This is a genomic window from Enterococcus sp. AZ194, assembly GCF_051713825.1.
GTDB lineage: Bacteria > Bacillota > Bacilli > Lactobacillales > Enterococcaceae > Enterococcus_K.
In genome coordinates, this window is the sequence record NZ_JBIOQR010000001.1 from 1 (window position 1) to 14932 (window position 14932).

The window sequence follows — 14932 nt, forward strand, 5'->3', positions numbered from 1 at the left end:
TAGGTACTGTTCTACATCTATTTACTTTGTAAATAGTGTTTCACAGCACCGGTTAGGTACTGTTCTACATCTATTTACTTTGTAAATAGTGTTTCACAGCAATTTCAGCTTATTTTTCGAACCTTCAACTCTAGCATGTCCCATGCTCAATAATATGATACAATGTTCTTACTAAGTAATTACAAATATAGAGAACTGAGGATAACTCTATGATTACTAAAACAAGAAAACAAGGAAATTCAATTATGCTGACGGTCCTAAAAGATTTCAATATTCCAAAGGGTGTTGAGGTACAAGCTAAACTTGTCGAAAATGGTATTTTCTATGAATTTATTGAACCCGTAAACGAATTTTATGATTTTAGCGAAGACATTTTGACTGACCTTATTAGTGAGGGTTATTCTTATGATGACCTACTATCTGAATTTAAAGCTCGTAAAAGAAAGCTACTTTCTTCATTTAAATCGATTGCTGAAGATACCGTTACAAATTCGAAAGTGATGACTAAAGAGGAGATGTCAAAAGAGATTGGCTTAAGAGCTGATTCTATCTAAACATGTAGTGAACAAATTTTCTAACCATTATCTATGACGATATTGCTTCAAATCCTTATAGTGGCGAACAAAAAATAGGAGACCTATCAGGAGTCTATGGGATTTACCTATGCCAGAACAACCTATAGAGTAGCTTATAAAATTAGAAATAATCAGCTTGTCCCTATTTTATTATGTGGCCAACATGAAAATTTTTATGAACAATTAAAAAAATTATAAATGAAGAGTGAGCCGAAATTATTGTCATGTGAATTAGAACACTTAGTTAAAAAGCCAATCACTTAGCACATACTAAAAAATAATTCTAGACTTACAAGGAGGTTATTCCCATGAACAAACGCCCCAATGCATTTTTGACTCGACTGATAAAAGTGATAGACGTGCTTGTAGCCCTTACGAGAAATCTTCCGTACTCCAATACGAGTGGCGGCACACTAGGACGAAATAGTAATGCCTACCTGAGTGCCAAAGAGCAAGAACAACAAAGATACGAACGCGAAAGAAAAAAACAGAAGAGATAAAACGGCACGCTGGCGTTTTATCTCTTCTGTCTTTTTCAGTAATAGTAAAGTTTCCAGTCAACCTATCCCAAAGCGACATCCAAAACCATCATAATAATAAAACCTAACATGACACCAAAGACTGCAAAATGACGTTTACTGGATAGCGTTTGTTGGGCCTCTGGGATGAGTTCTTCGACCACAACATAGATCATCGCACCAGCTGCAAAGGCCAAAGCATAGGGTAACAATAAGCTAACCCTTGTAACTAGCAACGCACCAACTACTCCTGCTATTGGTTCAACAATTCCTGAAGCCTGTCCGTATAAAAAAGCTTTCCAACGACTCAGCCCTTCTTGCCGTAAAGGAATCGAAACAGCAGCTCCTTCTGGAAAGTTTTGGATACCAATCCCCAAAGCAACTGAAATAGCGGCTAAAACGGCAGCTGTTGGATTCCCTGAATTAGCTGCTGCTCCAAAAGCAACTCCGACAGCTAAGCCCTCTGGAATGTTATGTAAGGTAATAGAAAAGACTAATAAAATCGTCCGTTTTAAATGGCTAGGTATCCCTTCTTTTTCTTTATTCGGGCCAAAATGCATATGCGGCAGTGTTTTATCCGATATATACAGGAACAGTCCACCTAAACCAAAACCGATGCTTACCACTAACCAGGCAATATCTCCATTTTCTGTCGCTTTCTCAATCGCCGGATCTAACAGTGACCAGAAGCTGGCTGCAATCATCACTCCTGAGGCAAAACCTAACATTAAATTTAAGGCTTCTTTTTTTATCTCTTTAAAGAAAAACACTAAAGCAGCCCCTAACGCCGTCATAAAATAAGTAAAACCCGTCCCCACTAAAGCCTGTTGCCAAGGAGCCATATCCAATAACCAATCAATCATCCAAAAATCTCCTTCCTTCATTTTTCCTATTCTCTACTTTTACTTTAGCATAACTTTATAGGGAAGACCACTATTTTTCGGTCAACCTAAAAAAACTTTATACCTAACCTTTTCGAAAACGTTTCACGTGAAACTTTCTAAACTAGTTTTTTCACCTTTTTTACAGGAAAAAATCAGAGTTACCTTGAAACTTTCACGTTTCACCGATATAATGCAAAGAGACCTAGAGTCAATATTGATTAAAGTGAGGAAAACCATTGATTACTGTAAATGATGTCAGTTTGAACTTTTCAGACCGTAAGCTGTTCGACGATGTAAATATTAAATTCACTCCTGGTAACTGTTACGGCCTGATTGGAGCAAACGGGGCTGGAAAATCTACCTTTTTAAAAATTTTGTCTGGTGACTTAGCACCTACGACTGGAACTGTGGCTTTGGGCCCAGATGAACGCATGGCTGTATTAAAACAAAATCATTTTGATTATGAAGAATATACCGTATTAGAAACGGTTATTATGGGACACAAACGCCTGTATGAAGTCATGAAAGAAAAAGATGCTGTTTATATGAAGGAAGATTTTTCTGATGAAGATGGCATTCGTGCTGCTGAATTAGAAGGCGAATTTGCTGAATTAGATGGATGGGAAGCAGAACCTGAAGCTGCTGTTCTTTTACAAGGGTTAAATATCCCTGAAGAATTCCATCATCAAACAATGAGTGAACTAACAGCTGGTCAAAAAGTGAAAGTCTTACTAGCTCAAACTCTTTTTGGTAAGCCTGATGTATTACTTTTGGATGAGCCTACTAATGGACTAGATATTCAATCGATTAATTGGTTAGAAGAATTTTTGATTAACTTTGAAAATACTGTGATTGTTGTTTCCCATGACCGTCACTTCTTAAACAAAGTTTGTACACATATGGCCGATTTAGATTTCGGAAAAATCAAACTTTTTGTCGGCAACTATGATTTCTGGTTAGAATCTAGCCAACTAGCTGCCAAACTACAAGCAAACTCTAATGCCAAAAAAGAAGAACAAATCAAAGAATTACAAGACTTTATTGCTCGATTTAGTGCGAATGCCTCTAAATCAAAACAAGCAACTTCTCGTAAAAAAATGTTGGATAAAATCACCCTAGATGACATCCAACCTTCTTCACGTCGTTATCCATTTGTTGGCTTTAAACCAGAACGTGAAATCGGCAATGACTTACTTCAACTAGAAAATGTTAGTGTCACGATTGATGGAAAGAAAATTTTGGATAATATTTCTTTCACTCTAGGTAAAGATGATAAAGTGGCCTTTGTCGCAAATAATGATATTACCACAACCACACTATTTAAAGTCATTATGGGAGAAATCACTCCTGATACTGGTTCTGTTCGTTGGGGCGTGACAACTACACAATCTTATTTACCAAAAGATAATTCACGTGAGTTTGATAATGAGTTAACTATTTTGGATTGGCTTCGTCAATATGCCAGCAAAGAAGAGGACGATAATACCTTCTTACGTAGCTTCTTAGGCCGGATGCTCTTCTCTGGAGAAGAGGTTCTAAAACCTGTAAACGTGCTTTCAGGGGGCGAAAAAGTCCGTTGTATGCTTTCTAAATTAATGCTTTCTAAGTCAAATGTCTTAGTGCTTGACGATCCAACTAATCACTTGGACTTAGAATCAATCACAGCCTTAAATGATGGTTTGATGGCTTTCAGTGGTTCTCTCTTATTTGCTTCACACGATCATCAGTTTATCCAAACCCTAGCAAACCGCATCATTGCTGTTTCTGATAAAGGGGTTGTCGATCGTGCAGAAACAACTTACGACGAGTTCTTAGAAAATCCTGAGGTTAAGGAACGAATGGCTGTCTTATTCGCCTAAAATCATTAACTTTTAAAAATTGAGAAGTGTTCACAGACGGTTCTGCGTGAAAACTTTTCGTAAATAAAAAGAAGCTTCACCTAGCGTAAAAACTAAGGTAAAGCTTCTTTTTATTATGAGATAAACAGATAGTTTGATGCCTGTTTAGCCTAGATAGCTGTTTATTATCGTGTAGTCCCCATTGAAAATACAGCAATACACCCATAACCTGTATGACTCGTAATCGTCGGACCTAGTGGGTAACAAACCACCGACTCGACATTTTTGGTTTCAAGCAACTGTTCTTTGACCTTTTCTGCGGCTTCTATATCACCCGCATAGGCAATATAGATTGTTTGAGACAGCGGTGCCACAATTGTTTTCATCGTTTCATCAACGACCGTTTTAAGCGCGCGGTTTCTGCCCCGAACCTTGTCGACATTCTCTAGTTTCCCTTCTGGACTAACATTGATGATTGGTTTGACATTTAACAACCCACCCAAAGCCGCAGCCGTTTTAGAAATTCTCCCTCCTCTTTCTAAATGCTTCAAGTCATTGACGGTAACCCACGAATGAACCTTGCTTTTATTCTCTTCTAGCCAGCTCACTGCTTCCTCTAATGAAGTGCCTTCTTGGCGTAAACGAGCGGCTTCTAAAACCAAGACTCCTTCACCCAAACTCGCCGCTTTTGAATCAACGATTTGAATCTGAACCTCATCGTATTCTTCTCTCAGCATTTCAACCGCTTGGCAAGCACTATTGTATGAACCACTCAAGCCAGAAGAAAAAGCCACATATAAAAGAGGAATTTTTTTATCAACATAATCCTTAAAATATTCTAGGTAACGGCCGACATTGACTTGACTCGTGGATGGCAATGCACCATTTTGAATTTTTTCTAAAAAGCTCTCTTGGTCAAATGTTTTACCTAAATCATCAACATATTCTTTTCCTTCAAGGTTAATAAACATGGGTATAAAGGCAACATCATGCTTTTCCAGGACCTCATAGGGTAGGTCACAACAGGAGTCTGTAATAATTTGATACATCTATCGGTCTCCTCCTCACTCATCTTTTCTACATTTTACCACTACCGATAAAAAAATGCTGAGAAGAATTTTGATCTTCTCAGCATTTTTCAATCAAATTCACTGAATTATCTAAGTTTTTCAACTCTTCAAAAATCAGCCTAAATTTGCGCCCAAACACTTTCTAAGATGTTTGTTTGATTTCTATCCGGTCCCACTGAGAACGTCGAAATACGCACGCCTACAAGCTCTGAGACACGACGTACATAGTTACGAGCATTTTCAGGTAGCTCAGCAAGAGTTTTACATCCAGTAATATCTTCTGACCACCCTGGTAATTCCTCATAAACTGGCTTACAACGATTTAATTCTTTTAAGCTTGCTGGATAATGATAGATTAACTCTCCATCTAGCTCATAAGCTGTACAAATCTTAACCGTTTCTAACCCACTTAACACGTCAATCGAATTTAATGAAAGGTTGGTAATTCCTGAAACGCGTTTTGAATGACGCATCACAACCGTATCAAACCAACCCACACGACGTGGACGTCCTGTTGTTGTTCCGTACTCTTTACCAATTTTTCGGATTTGTTCACCCGTTTCATCAAATAGTTCTGTAGGAAATGGCCCATCCCCTACGCGTGACGTATACGCTTTACAAACGCCGACTACTTTATTAATTTTTGAAGGACCCACACCGCTACCGATTGTTACCCCACCAGCAACAGGATTTGAAGAAGTCACAAATGGATATGTTCCTTGGTCAATATCCAACATAACGCCTTGCGCCCCTTCAAATAGGACACGTTTCCCTGCATCTAGCGCATCGTTTAAGATGACTGATGTATCAGTAACGTATTGTTTAATTTGTTGCCCATACTCGTAATACTCTTCAAAAATATCATCAAAGCTCATAGCAACATCGTCAAACATTTTGACAAATTGACGATTCTTTTCTTCCAAATTAATCTTCAAACGCTCTTCAAATATTTCTTTATCTAATAAGTCTGCCACACGAATACCGACACGCGCCGCTTTATCCATATAAGCTGGTCCAATCCCTTTAATGGTGGTTCCAATTTTATTTTCGCCTTTAGCATCTTCTTGCAATTGATCCAATTTGATATGATAAGGCAAAATGACATGCGCACGATCAGAGATACGCAAATTATCTGTGTCTACATTGTGTTCTTTTAAATAAGCCAACTCTTTCACTAATGATTTAGGATTAACAACCACACCGTTCCCAATCACACTTATTTTTTCCTTATAAAAAATCCCTGAAGGAATCAAGTGTAATTTGTACGTCACACCATCAAACTTAATCGTATGCCCTGCGTTGTCTCCGCCTTGATAGCGAGCAATGACCTCAGCATTTTCACTTAAAAAGTCAGTGATTTTTCCTTTTCCTTCATCGCCCCATTGAGTTCCTACAACTACTACAGATGACATTCAAGCACCTCATTTTCTATTTTTTCAATACTGAATAATTGTATCAAGAAACCCGATACATTTCAATAAAATTCGAATATTATTGAAAATATATTTTGTTTTTCCAGTAAAACACGAACATTATTTTGTTTTATTCAAACTTATTCCGATTTGAATTCATTCTATTTTAGTTGCTCCTGTTTCATTTCATCCCGGTTTTTGACGTACTTCCTTAAAACTTAAGTCGCCAGCTGAAACAAACTTAGAACACTCCCTTGAGAAAATTTTTTTAGCCTTCATTTAAACACCGCACAAGCCCTGTTGCGAATCAAAAAAATCGTGCATAGAAAAGACAACAAGGCCTTTCTATGCACGACTGATTATTTAGATTAATAAGAATCGGTTCTCGGGGACATCGAAGAAAACTTGTTGAACTCTTTTATGAACAACAGCTCTACTGTCCCACGTGCACCACTCCGGTTTTTTTCAATAATAACCTCAACAATGTTATCCGGTTGTTGTGGTTCTCCGCCATCTCCATCTTCGCCACCCTCTCTATCGTAATAATCATCACGATATAAGAAAGCAACAATATCCGCATCCTGCTCAATTGATCCTGATTCACGAATATCACTCAGTACAGGACGTTTATCCTGACGTTGTTCAACACCACGAGAAAGCTGTGATAAGGCGATAACAGGAACTTTTAACTCTTTAGCTAGCTTCTTCAACTGTCGGGAAATTTCAGAAACCTCTTGTTGGCGATTTTCACGGCCAGTTCCTTCAATTAGCTGCAAGTAATCAATCAAAATCAACCCCAGATTTCCTCTTTCTTGGGCAAGTTTCCGACACTTCGCACGAATCTCAGAAATTTTGATACCTGGTGTATCATCTATATAGATATTGGCTTTAGACAGACTCCCCATTGCCACAATCAAACTCGACCATTCTTCTTCTGAAAGTTGCCCTGTTCTCAGATGACTCGCTTCAATTGAACCCTCTGCGCACAACATCCGATTCACGAGAGACTCAGCACCCATTTCCAAACTAAAGATCGCCACTGAACGATCCGTCTTCGTTCCAACATTCTGGGCAATATTTAACGCAAAAGCCGTTTTCCCTACCGCTGGACGCGCGGCTAAGATAATCAGCTCTTCCGCTTGCAAGCCTGCTGTCATCTTATCTAACGCTTGATATCCTGTAGGTAGCCCAGTGATTTCTTCATTGTTTTTTGACAGCTGATCGATATTTTCAATCGTCGTATTCAAAACCTCTGCAATGGAAAGGAATCCACTTCGATTTCTCTTTTCAGAGACTTCTAAAATGCTTTTCTCCGCATCATCCAAGATAGTTTGAACATCTTCTCCTTGCTCAAAACCCTTAGTCACAATTCCAGTAGCAGTTTGAATCAGATTTCTTAATAACGAATTCTCTTCAACAATCTTTGCGTAATACGTAATATTCGCGGCTGTCGGCACTGCCGTAGCCAAATCAGAAAGATAACTTAAGCTTCCAACATCCTCTAATAAATTCTCTTGCTCTAGACGTGATTTTACAGTAATTACGTCAATCGCTTCATTTCGATCATTCAACGCAATCATAGTCTGGAAGATTATTTGATGACTCCGCCGATAAAAATCTTTTGGCTCAATATATTCCATTGCGTCAATAATCGTTTCAGCATCAAGGAATATTGACCCTAAAACTGCCTGTTCTGCTTCGATATTTTGAGGCGGAACACGATCTTGCCAAACTTCATTCATATCTATCGCTCCTTTTGTCAGTCTATCTATTTTACAAGAAATTATTGTAAAGCACAATAAGAGCCCGGAACATAATTTCAAATGTCCCAGACTCTTTCCTGCAGAGAATAAGATTCCTATTCAGCTACTACGTGGACTTTAATCGTTGCAGTCACTTCTGTATGCAACTTCACAGGAACTTTTGTAAAACCTAATGTCCGAATTGGGTTTTCCAACTCGATTTTTCTCTTATCAAGCTTAATTTTATATTGTTTGTTCAAACCTTCTGCGATTTGTTTCGACGGAATTGAACCAAATAAACGGTCATCCTCACCAGCTTTGGCTTTTAATTCCACAACTGTCTCTTCTTTTTCTAAGAAAGTCTTCAAATCCTTGGCTTCTTGTAAAACTTCTTCATCGAGTTTTTGTTGCGCCTTTTTCTTGCCCTCTAACTCACTAATGCTACCTTTATTCGCTTCTTTAGCTAAGTTATTTTTTAATAAGAAGTTTTGTGCATAACCTGTTGGGACTTCCTTTACGTCCCCTTTTTTACCTTTTCCCTTAACATCTTGTAAAAAGATTACTTTCATATACATACTCTCCTTCGTTCAGATTTATAGAGTCTAGCTGCCTTCCAATAACTCCGCACACCACTCTATAAATGATTCTTTGAGTTAAAAACTTACTTAAGTTACATGACTCAAGTTCAAACAAATCGGAACCCATAACTTAAAGTCTACCTTTTTATTGTACTAAAGAATACGAGTGTTCACAAGTTTTCTTCTCTTATCATCGTAAATGCCACGCCAAAACAAGAACGTACGTTCTTGTTTTGGCATGATGCTTGCTCTTATTTTTTAACAGACAAAAATTGGTTAACTAGTTTCTTAGCTTTAACTTTGACTATAACAGAGGTTGATTCCTCACCAACTGAGTTTGACTTAATAGGGACTCGCTTTATTTTGTTTCTCAATAATGTTTCACGTGAAACATTATTAAGAACATACTCATCTAGGATTAGTCTTCACTTCTTTCTACATATGAAACTAAATTGATAGTCATTAAGAATACTAAACTAATAAGTCTTGTTGCATATTTATTTCCTTTAATTCAAAAAACGATAATCCATCCCTGTTGTCTAACAGATAACTTGTAGGATTTTCTTAACGGTATCAGCTACTCATAAAAAAATTTCATTTCACTATAGATAAGCAAGCTTATAACTAGATATAAAATAATGATGTCTCCACTCAATAAATTTTATTTAGCACATGTAAGAAGGGATCAAATACTAAATTTTTTTATTGTCTGTTCTTAATAGAAATAAACAACTTCATTAAAAGAAGGAAGCTATAATAGAGTATAAAAGATACACACATAAACTTAAAAAAAGAAATCATAAAAACTAAATTAAAAGCGAACTTTAACCATACTAACCAAAAAATGAAAATTATACCAATTTTCCCACTCAAACTAAGCTTCCTGATTAAAAACCAGCTAAGAAAGTCATCAGTAGACTGCTTGGTATTTTTATACTCTCTTAGTAAACGTTTCAAAAAATTTCTACTCTCCCTCCTCTAAAAAATAAGCACGGTATGCTATAACTCATTGTATCAAAAAAATAAAGATAAGAAAATTATGGTTTTGATATGAGGTTGGGACAGAAGTGTTTAACTCCGAGAACCGGGTAGGTACTGTGCAACATCAACTCATACTTCGTTGTGTTTTACAGCACCGAGTAGGTACTGCGCAACATCAACTCATGCTTCGTTGTGTTTTACAGCAATAAGAAGGAATTCACGGAAATGACAAGAAACACGAAAGACTTTCTTTCGATGTTGATTGATTCCTACATGGTGCTCTTCAAATTTTTGTGACCAGGTAGGTACTGTTCTACATCTATTTACTTTGTAAATAGTGTTTCACAGCAATTTCAGCTTATTTCCGAACCTTCAACTCTAGCATGTCCCATGCGTAGAAGTTGTTGAGAGCGGAACAACGTCCTTCAATTCTTAAGGTGTTTCACCTTTAGAGATTGATGAGATCGGAGTATGGTTTTTACGTAGTGCAGACCTTCAACTCTAGCATGTCTCATGCGTAGAAGTTGTTGAGAGCGGAACAACGTGCAGATGGAGTTGCTTCTGTACCCACCGTTTATTCGGATAAAAAGAGGAGCTTGGGACATAACTTCAAAAGTTATGTCCCAAGCCCCGTCCCATTTCTATTCAATACTTTTAATGAACGAGTTAATCAATAATCATCTGACAAAAAAACTGGAAATTGAACATGTAGCCATTCATTTTTCAACTATTAAATTCTCACTAGCTAGCCACAAACGGTCTTTAAATCTACAACAAAAAAGCAGACTAAACCCAAAAGGATTCAGCCTACTTCTAAAAGTTATTTTTATTCTTCGCCTACGAAAGGTAGAAGACCCATGATACGCGCGCGTTTGATTGCAATCGTAATTTTACGTTGGTTTTTCGCACCAGTACCAGTTACACGACGTGGCAAAATTTTTCCACGTTCTGAGATAAATCTCTTCAATAATTCAACATCTTTATAATCGATGTGTTCAATATGGTTAGCAGCGATATAGTCAACTTTACGACGTTTACGCCCGCCTCTTCTTTGTTGTGCCATCCTTATTTCCCTCCTATCAAAAATTCTTTAGAATGGTAAATCATCGTCTGAAATATCAATAGTGTTGCTTGACCCAAATGGATCGCTTTCTCTATTGAAATCAGGCATACCGTTAGTAGATGATTGAGCTGGTTGTTGATTAAAATTGTTTTGTCCTTGACTAGAACTAGCAAATTGATTTGGTGTAGATGTAGATTCTGCACGATTTTCAAAACTACTTCCACCATCTTGTTGGCGTTGTTCTGAAGTTGAACGAGATTCCAATAATTGGAAGTTCTCAGCTATGACTTCTGTCACATAAACTTTTTGACCCTGTTGATTGTCGTATGAACGTGTTTGAATCCGTCCAGTTACACCTAAAAGAGTTCCTTTACGTGCATAATTTGCCATTGTTTCAGCAGATTTTCTCCAAATCACACAGTTAATAAAGTCTGCCTCACGATTTCCACTTTGATTTGTAAAATTACGATTTACAGCCAAAGTAAATGTCGCAACAGCCGTCCCACTAGCGGTATAACGCAAGTCAGGATCTTTGGTTAATCTTCCTACCAATACAACATTATTAATCAAATTCGTCATCTCCTCTCATCGATTCATTGTTTCACGTGAAACAATAGTTTTGTTACGCTTCTTCTTTAACAATCATGTGACGGATAATATCGTCATTGATTTTTGCAAGACGGTCAAATTCATTGATTGCATCTGCACTTGATGGAGAAGAAACTTTTACGATGTGATAGATTCCTTCACGGTAACCGTTAATTTCATACGCTAGACGGCGTTTTTCCCAATCTTTTGATTCAATAACTTCTGCTCCGTTATCTTTCAAAATTGAGTCAAAACGTTCAACTAAAGCGGCTTTTGCTTCTTCATCAATGTTTGGACGAATAATGTACATAACTTCATATTTCGTATTTTCCATTGATTTTCACCTCCCTATGGACTTTAGGCCCTTGTTTTTACAAGAGCAAGGAGAACAGTTTTTAAAACTGCTCACAAGAATAAATTATACACCTTTATCCCTATGAAATCAATGGTTTCAACAAAATTAATCCTGCTTTCTTACTTTTTCATCATAGCAACGGTATTTCTAATTTTTGATAGAAGGAAGTTTTTTTATCCTCCTCACTATTTAGATACGCCATTACTTTCTATTATTTTGTTAAATAATTTTTCTTTTCGTTCTTATCCTAGATAATTTTCCCACTTATTGTGCTATCATTGTAGAAAATAGATTAATAAGAGGTGATCTACTATCACACGTGATGAAGTTATTGACCATATTTTTACTCGTTACAATGTTCAACCGGAGTATACGTTCAAAAAATTTCCCACTTATGCTGTTTTTAAACATTTGCGCAATAAAAAATGGTTTGCAATTATCACTGATACATCTAAAGAGAAGCTTGGATTAGATGGACCCGAGAAGATCGATATTATTGGTTTAAAACTAAATCCTGAGTTAATCACTCTTCTACAGGGAAAAGAAGGGTATTTTCCTGCTTACCACATGAATAAAGAGCATTGGATTTCTATTTCTTTAGCCGATGTCTATCAAGAGGAGCTTGAACAGTGGATTGAGGAAAGTTATCTGTTAACACGTTAGGCCTAGAATTTTCATCAGAAAAGAACAGAATTTGAGCCCCTGATTTTTAGGTCTATCATCTCGCTGCTATCATTTACTCCCTACAAACAAACGCTACAAAAATTAATAGGCCATTCGCTCTGGAATTACACCTCGAACACCGCCTTTGGGAGATGGGGTATCATTTTTGTAACGTGGAATAATATGACAATGACAATGGAAAACCGACTGTCCAGCTACTTCACCACAATTTAAACCTATATTATAACCATCTGGTAAATATTTTGCATCGAGAAATTCCTTCGCTGTATGAAGCAATTCATTCATATCTTTTATTTCTTCTGCCAAAAGCTCGAAATAATCTACTTTGTGTTCCCTAGGTATAATCAGCACGTGCCCCTGAGCGACTGGATGATTGTCAAAAAAGGCTACACATGTTTTATTTTCAAGGACAATGCCCTCATTCTTATTACAAAATATACACTCTTCCATCTTATCGTTCCTCCCCACATTTAAAAAAATTATTTTCACTGTTTATAGTGGTCTATTTAAGTCAAACTTCCTTTTCATTCTAGCATAGTCGGTCTTCTACATTTAAAAGTTATTTTGATAGGAGTTAACTCTTTAACCGTATGATAAATACCAACAGCTGCATGTTATTTCAAAAATCAAAAAATTTTTTTAAAATATGGACTGTAAAACTTGATTGTAAGCGTTCTATTTATTATACTATTATCAATTCATGGAGGTGAACAGCTTGTACGCAATCAAAATTTTCCACGGCTATCTCTCTGCAGATGGAAAACGACGCACGCGAGATAAAACAAATATTAAATTATTCAAATCTAAAGAAACTGCTGAACGCATTGCTTTTAAAATCGGTGGCCGAGTAAAAAAAATAAACGAGTAGTCAAACATGAGTCTCCCTAATTATAGGACAGCACTCACGAACGACTACTCGTTTTGGTGTTATTTAGACTAATTTTTTCTCTTCATTTACTGCAATAAACGAAAATCAACTGTCGTCCAATCGCCCCAGCGATTAACAGATTTTTTTTATTTTATAAGTTAGCCTGGCACTACAAAAACCGCCCTACATGTATGGTATGATTTACATTATCATCACTACTATATAGTAAAGAAGGTGGCTTTTTGAAGAGATATAGAGCAATAATTTTTTATTACGATGGTACGATCAAATTCGAAAACGAACAAAGAATATCTCCTGAAATTGAGGCTCTTCTCACTCATTTGAGAAAAAATAATGTACTTGTCATTCTAGCAACTGGTCGACCACATAATCATTGTCACTATCTACTAGATGAACAATTGGTTGACTGTATCGTAAGTGCAAACGGTTCTTTGGTTCAAAACGCGTTCGGTTCTATGCATTCAACAGCTCTAGCTGAACAAACAATTGAAGCGTTCACTCTATTTTGTACTGAGAATCAATTACCTGGTACTATTTATACTGACGAGCTTTATTCAAATGGTTTCTATAATAAGGACTTAGAACGTGGTTTAAAACAATCGATGAATCTCACTCCAGGCTCTTTAAAAACTTTCAACTCACCTCTTAAATCAGAAATTTATTTACTGTGCGACTTTTGCCCTGACACGGTGGATACAAAATTAAAAGAGTCCTTTCCAAACCAATTCCTTTCTCGCTGGCATCCAACAATTATCAGCATACTGGACAAGGAAGTTACAAAAGTCACTGGTATCTTAAAAGCTCTGGAATATTATCAAATTGCTCCTCATGAATGTGTAGCAATCGGTGATGGATCAAACGATATTGATATGCTTAAATCATCTGGCTATGGCATCGCTGTTGGCTCAGAAAATTCAAAGTTAGTCGCAGCTTCTGATAAAGTAATTACAAAAGTAGATAAAACTTTGTTGCATTTGTTCAATAATTAATAATTAATATGCATTAGAAATAAGAGATAACGGACATCTGCTGTATACCATAATAGTCTATAAAAAAGCATTGTTTGAGCTTATAGAGACTTCTATTTTTTTGGAAAAGGGAGATAACAATATAAATTTTGAGTTGTTAAGACGCTCGAATCAATACGTGACGCACCAAAAAGTTTTGTTTAACTTGATTCAGGCAGAAGTCGCCCATCCTCTATAGGTGGGTGATGAATGTCGTTCGGTATGAGGGTTGACGTTGGTAACTCGAAAACCGACAATTAAGGCATATTCCCTTTTTGTTTTTTTCTATGTTACAATCAGTCTATATAAGAAATGAGTGGATCTAACATGGAATTGGATACAAATAATCATTCAATATTTCTTCTTTATTACCACCTTGTTTTAGTAACGAAATATCGTAGACAAGTAATTGATGAAGAGATATCTGACTATGCTAAAGCAACTTTTGAAAGAATTTCAGAAGCGTATCACATTACTTTAGTTGAGTGCAATCATGATAAAGACCACGTTCATATTATGTTCAAAGCTCAACCTAAAACAGAATTGACAAAATTTATCAATGCATACAAAAGTGCCAGTTCGCGTTTGATAAAACGTGACTTTCCAAGAGTCAAACAATTTCTTTGGAAAGAAATGTTCTGGTCTAAAAGTTTTTGTCTTTTGACAACAGGTGGTGCGCCAATTGATGTGATTAAGAAATATATTCAGAATCAAGGAAACAATCATAAATAGAAAGTAGGTGAACCTT

The 14932-nt window shown here is 36.6% G+C and carries 16 protein-coding genes and 1 pseudogene; 8 read left to right on the top strand and 9 right to left on the bottom strand.

Going from position 1 to position 14932, the window contains the following annotated elements; genetic code table 11:
* The first annotated feature begins 209 nt into the window (after window positions 1-209).
* The 3 genes and pseudogenes from IGI37_RS00005 (at window position 210) to IGI37_RS00015 (ending at window position 1075) form a co-directional block, all read left to right on the top strand.
* A complete protein-coding gene (locus tag IGI37_RS00005) occupies window positions 210-554 on the top strand; it encodes an AbrB family transcriptional regulator (protein ID WP_438759363.1) in 345 nt (114 codons plus the stop codon).
* A 17-nt stretch (window positions 555-571) separates the two neighbouring features.
* Window positions 572-773 (top strand): annotated as a pseudogene (locus tag IGI37_RS00010) (type II toxin-antitoxin system RelE/ParE family toxin); the annotation flags it as partial.
* Between the two features lie 110 nt (window positions 774-883).
* On the top strand, window positions 884-1075 hold the full coding sequence (locus IGI37_RS00015; RefSeq protein ID WP_438759364.1) for a hypothetical protein: 192 nt from the start codon (window positions 884-886) through the stop codon (window positions 1073-1075).
* Between the two features lie 62 nt (window positions 1076-1137).
* Here the strand turns inward: IGI37_RS00015 and IGI37_RS00020 are convergent, their stop codons facing one another.
* On the bottom strand, window positions 1138-1956 hold the full coding sequence (locus IGI37_RS00020; protein WP_438759365.1) for a ZIP family metal transporter: 819 nt from the start codon (window positions 1954-1956) through the stop codon (window positions 1138-1140).
* A gap of 257 nt (window positions 1957-2213) precedes the next feature.
* On the opposite strand from IGI37_RS00020, the gene IGI37_RS00025 reads away from it, so the two are divergent.
* Window positions 2214-3836: an ABC-F family ATP-binding cassette domain-containing protein gene (locus tag IGI37_RS00025; RefSeq protein ID WP_438759366.1), complete on the top strand. Its 1623-nt coding sequence runs from the start codon at window positions 2214-2216 to the stop codon at window positions 3834-3836.
* A gap of 164 nt (window positions 3837-4000) precedes the next feature.
* Here IGI37_RS00025 and IGI37_RS00030 read toward each other — a convergent pair whose 3' ends face one another.
* The 7 genes from IGI37_RS00030 to rpsF form a co-directional block, all read right to left on the bottom strand.
* Window positions 4001-4864 (bottom strand): DegV family protein, encoded by an 864-nt coding sequence (locus IGI37_RS00030; RefSeq protein ID WP_438759367.1) that lies wholly within the window; start codon window positions 4862-4864, stop codon window positions 4001-4003.
* Window positions 4865-5004: 140 nt separating this feature from the next.
* Complete coding sequence (locus IGI37_RS00035; protein WP_438759369.1) at window positions 5005-6297, bottom strand: adenylosuccinate synthase; 1293 nt, start codon at window positions 6295-6297, stop codon at window positions 5005-5007.
* 368 nt (window positions 6298-6665) lie between these two features.
* Window positions 6666-8039, bottom strand: a complete 1374-nt coding sequence (gene dnaB / locus IGI37_RS00040) for a replicative DNA helicase (RefSeq protein WP_438759371.1) — start codon at window positions 8037-8039, stop codon at window positions 6666-6668.
* A 116-nt stretch (window positions 8040-8155) separates the two neighbouring features.
* The gene (gene rplI, locus IGI37_RS00045) at window positions 8156-8608 is read right to left on the bottom strand and encodes a 50S ribosomal protein L9 (protein WP_438759372.1); all 453 of its coding nucleotides are present in this window, start codon (window positions 8606-8608) and stop codon (window positions 8156-8158) included.
* Window positions 8609-10424: 1816 nt separating this feature from the next.
* Entirely contained in the window at window positions 10425-10661 is a 237-nt protein-coding gene (gene rpsR, locus IGI37_RS00050; protein WP_438759373.1) for a 30S ribosomal protein S18, read from the bottom strand.
* A gap of 27 nt (window positions 10662-10688) precedes the next feature.
* Window positions 10689-11231, bottom strand: a complete 543-nt coding sequence (gene ssb / locus IGI37_RS00055; protein ID WP_438759374.1) for a single-stranded DNA-binding protein — start codon at window positions 11229-11231, stop codon at window positions 10689-10691.
* 52 nt (window positions 11232-11283) lie between these two features.
* Entirely contained in the window at window positions 11284-11583 is a 300-nt protein-coding gene (gene rpsF, locus IGI37_RS00060; protein ID WP_010766809.1) for a 30S ribosomal protein S6, read from the bottom strand.
* Window positions 11584-11943: 360 nt separating this feature from the next.
* Between rpsF and IGI37_RS00065 the strand changes: the two genes are divergently transcribed.
* The gene (locus IGI37_RS00065) at window positions 11944-12267 is read left to right on the top strand and encodes an MmcQ/YjbR family DNA-binding protein (RefSeq protein WP_438763551.1); all 324 of its coding nucleotides are present in this window, start codon (window positions 11944-11946) and stop codon (window positions 12265-12267) included.
* Window positions 12268-12369: 102 nt separating this feature from the next.
* On the opposite strand, the gene IGI37_RS00070 is transcribed toward IGI37_RS00065, so the two are convergent.
* A complete protein-coding gene (locus tag IGI37_RS00070; protein WP_438759375.1) occupies window positions 12370-12738 on the bottom strand; it encodes an HIT family protein in 369 nt (122 codons plus the stop codon).
* Window positions 12739-13003: 265 nt separating this feature from the next.
* Here IGI37_RS00070 and IGI37_RS00075 point away from each other — a divergent pair, with 265 nt between their 5' ends.
* The 3 genes from IGI37_RS00075 to tnpA all read left to right on the top strand — a co-directional run bounded on the left by IGI37_RS00075 (window position 13004) and on the right by tnpA (window position 14916).
* Complete coding sequence (locus IGI37_RS00075) at window positions 13004-13156, top strand: hypothetical protein (protein WP_438759376.1); 153 nt, start codon at window positions 13004-13006, stop codon at window positions 13154-13156.
* Window positions 13157-13398: 242 nt separating this feature from the next.
* Window positions 13399-14166 (top strand): HAD-IIB family hydrolase, encoded by a 768-nt coding sequence (locus IGI37_RS00080; RefSeq protein WP_438759377.1) that lies wholly within the window; start codon window positions 13399-13401, stop codon window positions 14164-14166.
* Window positions 14167-14511: 345 nt separating this feature from the next.
* Entirely contained in the window at window positions 14512-14916 is a 405-nt protein-coding gene (gene tnpA, locus IGI37_RS00085; RefSeq protein ID WP_438759378.1) for an IS200/IS605 family transposase, read from the top strand.
* Window positions 14917-14932: the final 16 nt, after the last annotated feature.

What these genes read in the sequence shown, in the direction of transcription:
- IGI37_RS00005 (WP_438759363.1), top strand. Translation starts at nt 210, where the DNA reads ATGATTACTAAAACAAGAAAACAAGGAAATTCAATTATGCTGACGGTC.
- IGI37_RS00015 (WP_438759364.1), top strand. Translation starts at nt 884, where the DNA reads ATGAACAAACGCCCCAATGCATTTTTGACTCGACTGATAAAAGTGATA.
- IGI37_RS00020 (WP_438759365.1), bottom strand. Translation starts at nt 1,956, where the DNA reads ATGATTGATTGGTTATTGGATATGGCTCCTTGGCAACAGGCTTTAGTG.
- IGI37_RS00030 (WP_438759367.1), bottom strand. Translation starts at nt 4,864, where the DNA reads ATGTATCAAATTATTACAGACTCCTGTTGTGACCTACCCTATGAGGTC.
- IGI37_RS00035 (WP_438759369.1), bottom strand. Translation starts at nt 6,297, where the DNA reads ATGTCATCTGTAGTAGTTGTAGGAACTCAATGGGGCGATGAAGGAAAA.
- dnaB (WP_438759371.1), bottom strand. Translation starts at nt 8,039, where the DNA reads ATGAATGAAGTTTGGCAAGATCGTGTTCCGCCTCAAAATATCGAAGCA.
- rplI (WP_438759372.1), bottom strand. Translation starts at nt 8,608, where the DNA reads ATGAAAGTAATCTTTTTACAAGATGTTAAGGGAAAAGGTAAAAAAGGG.
- rpsR (WP_438759373.1), bottom strand. Translation starts at nt 10,661, where the DNA reads ATGGCACAACAAAGAAGAGGCGGGCGTAAACGTCGTAAAGTTGACTAT.
- rpsF (WP_010766809.1), bottom strand. Translation starts at nt 11,583, where the DNA reads ATGGAAAATACGAAATATGAAGTTATGTACATTATTCGTCCAAACATT.
- IGI37_RS00070 (WP_438759375.1), bottom strand. Translation starts at nt 12,738, where the DNA reads ATGGAAGAGTGTATATTTTGTAATAAGAATGAGGGCATTGTCCTTGAA.
- tnpA (WP_438759378.1), top strand. Translation starts at nt 14,512, where the DNA reads ATGGAATTGGATACAAATAATCATTCAATATTTCTTCTTTATTACCAC.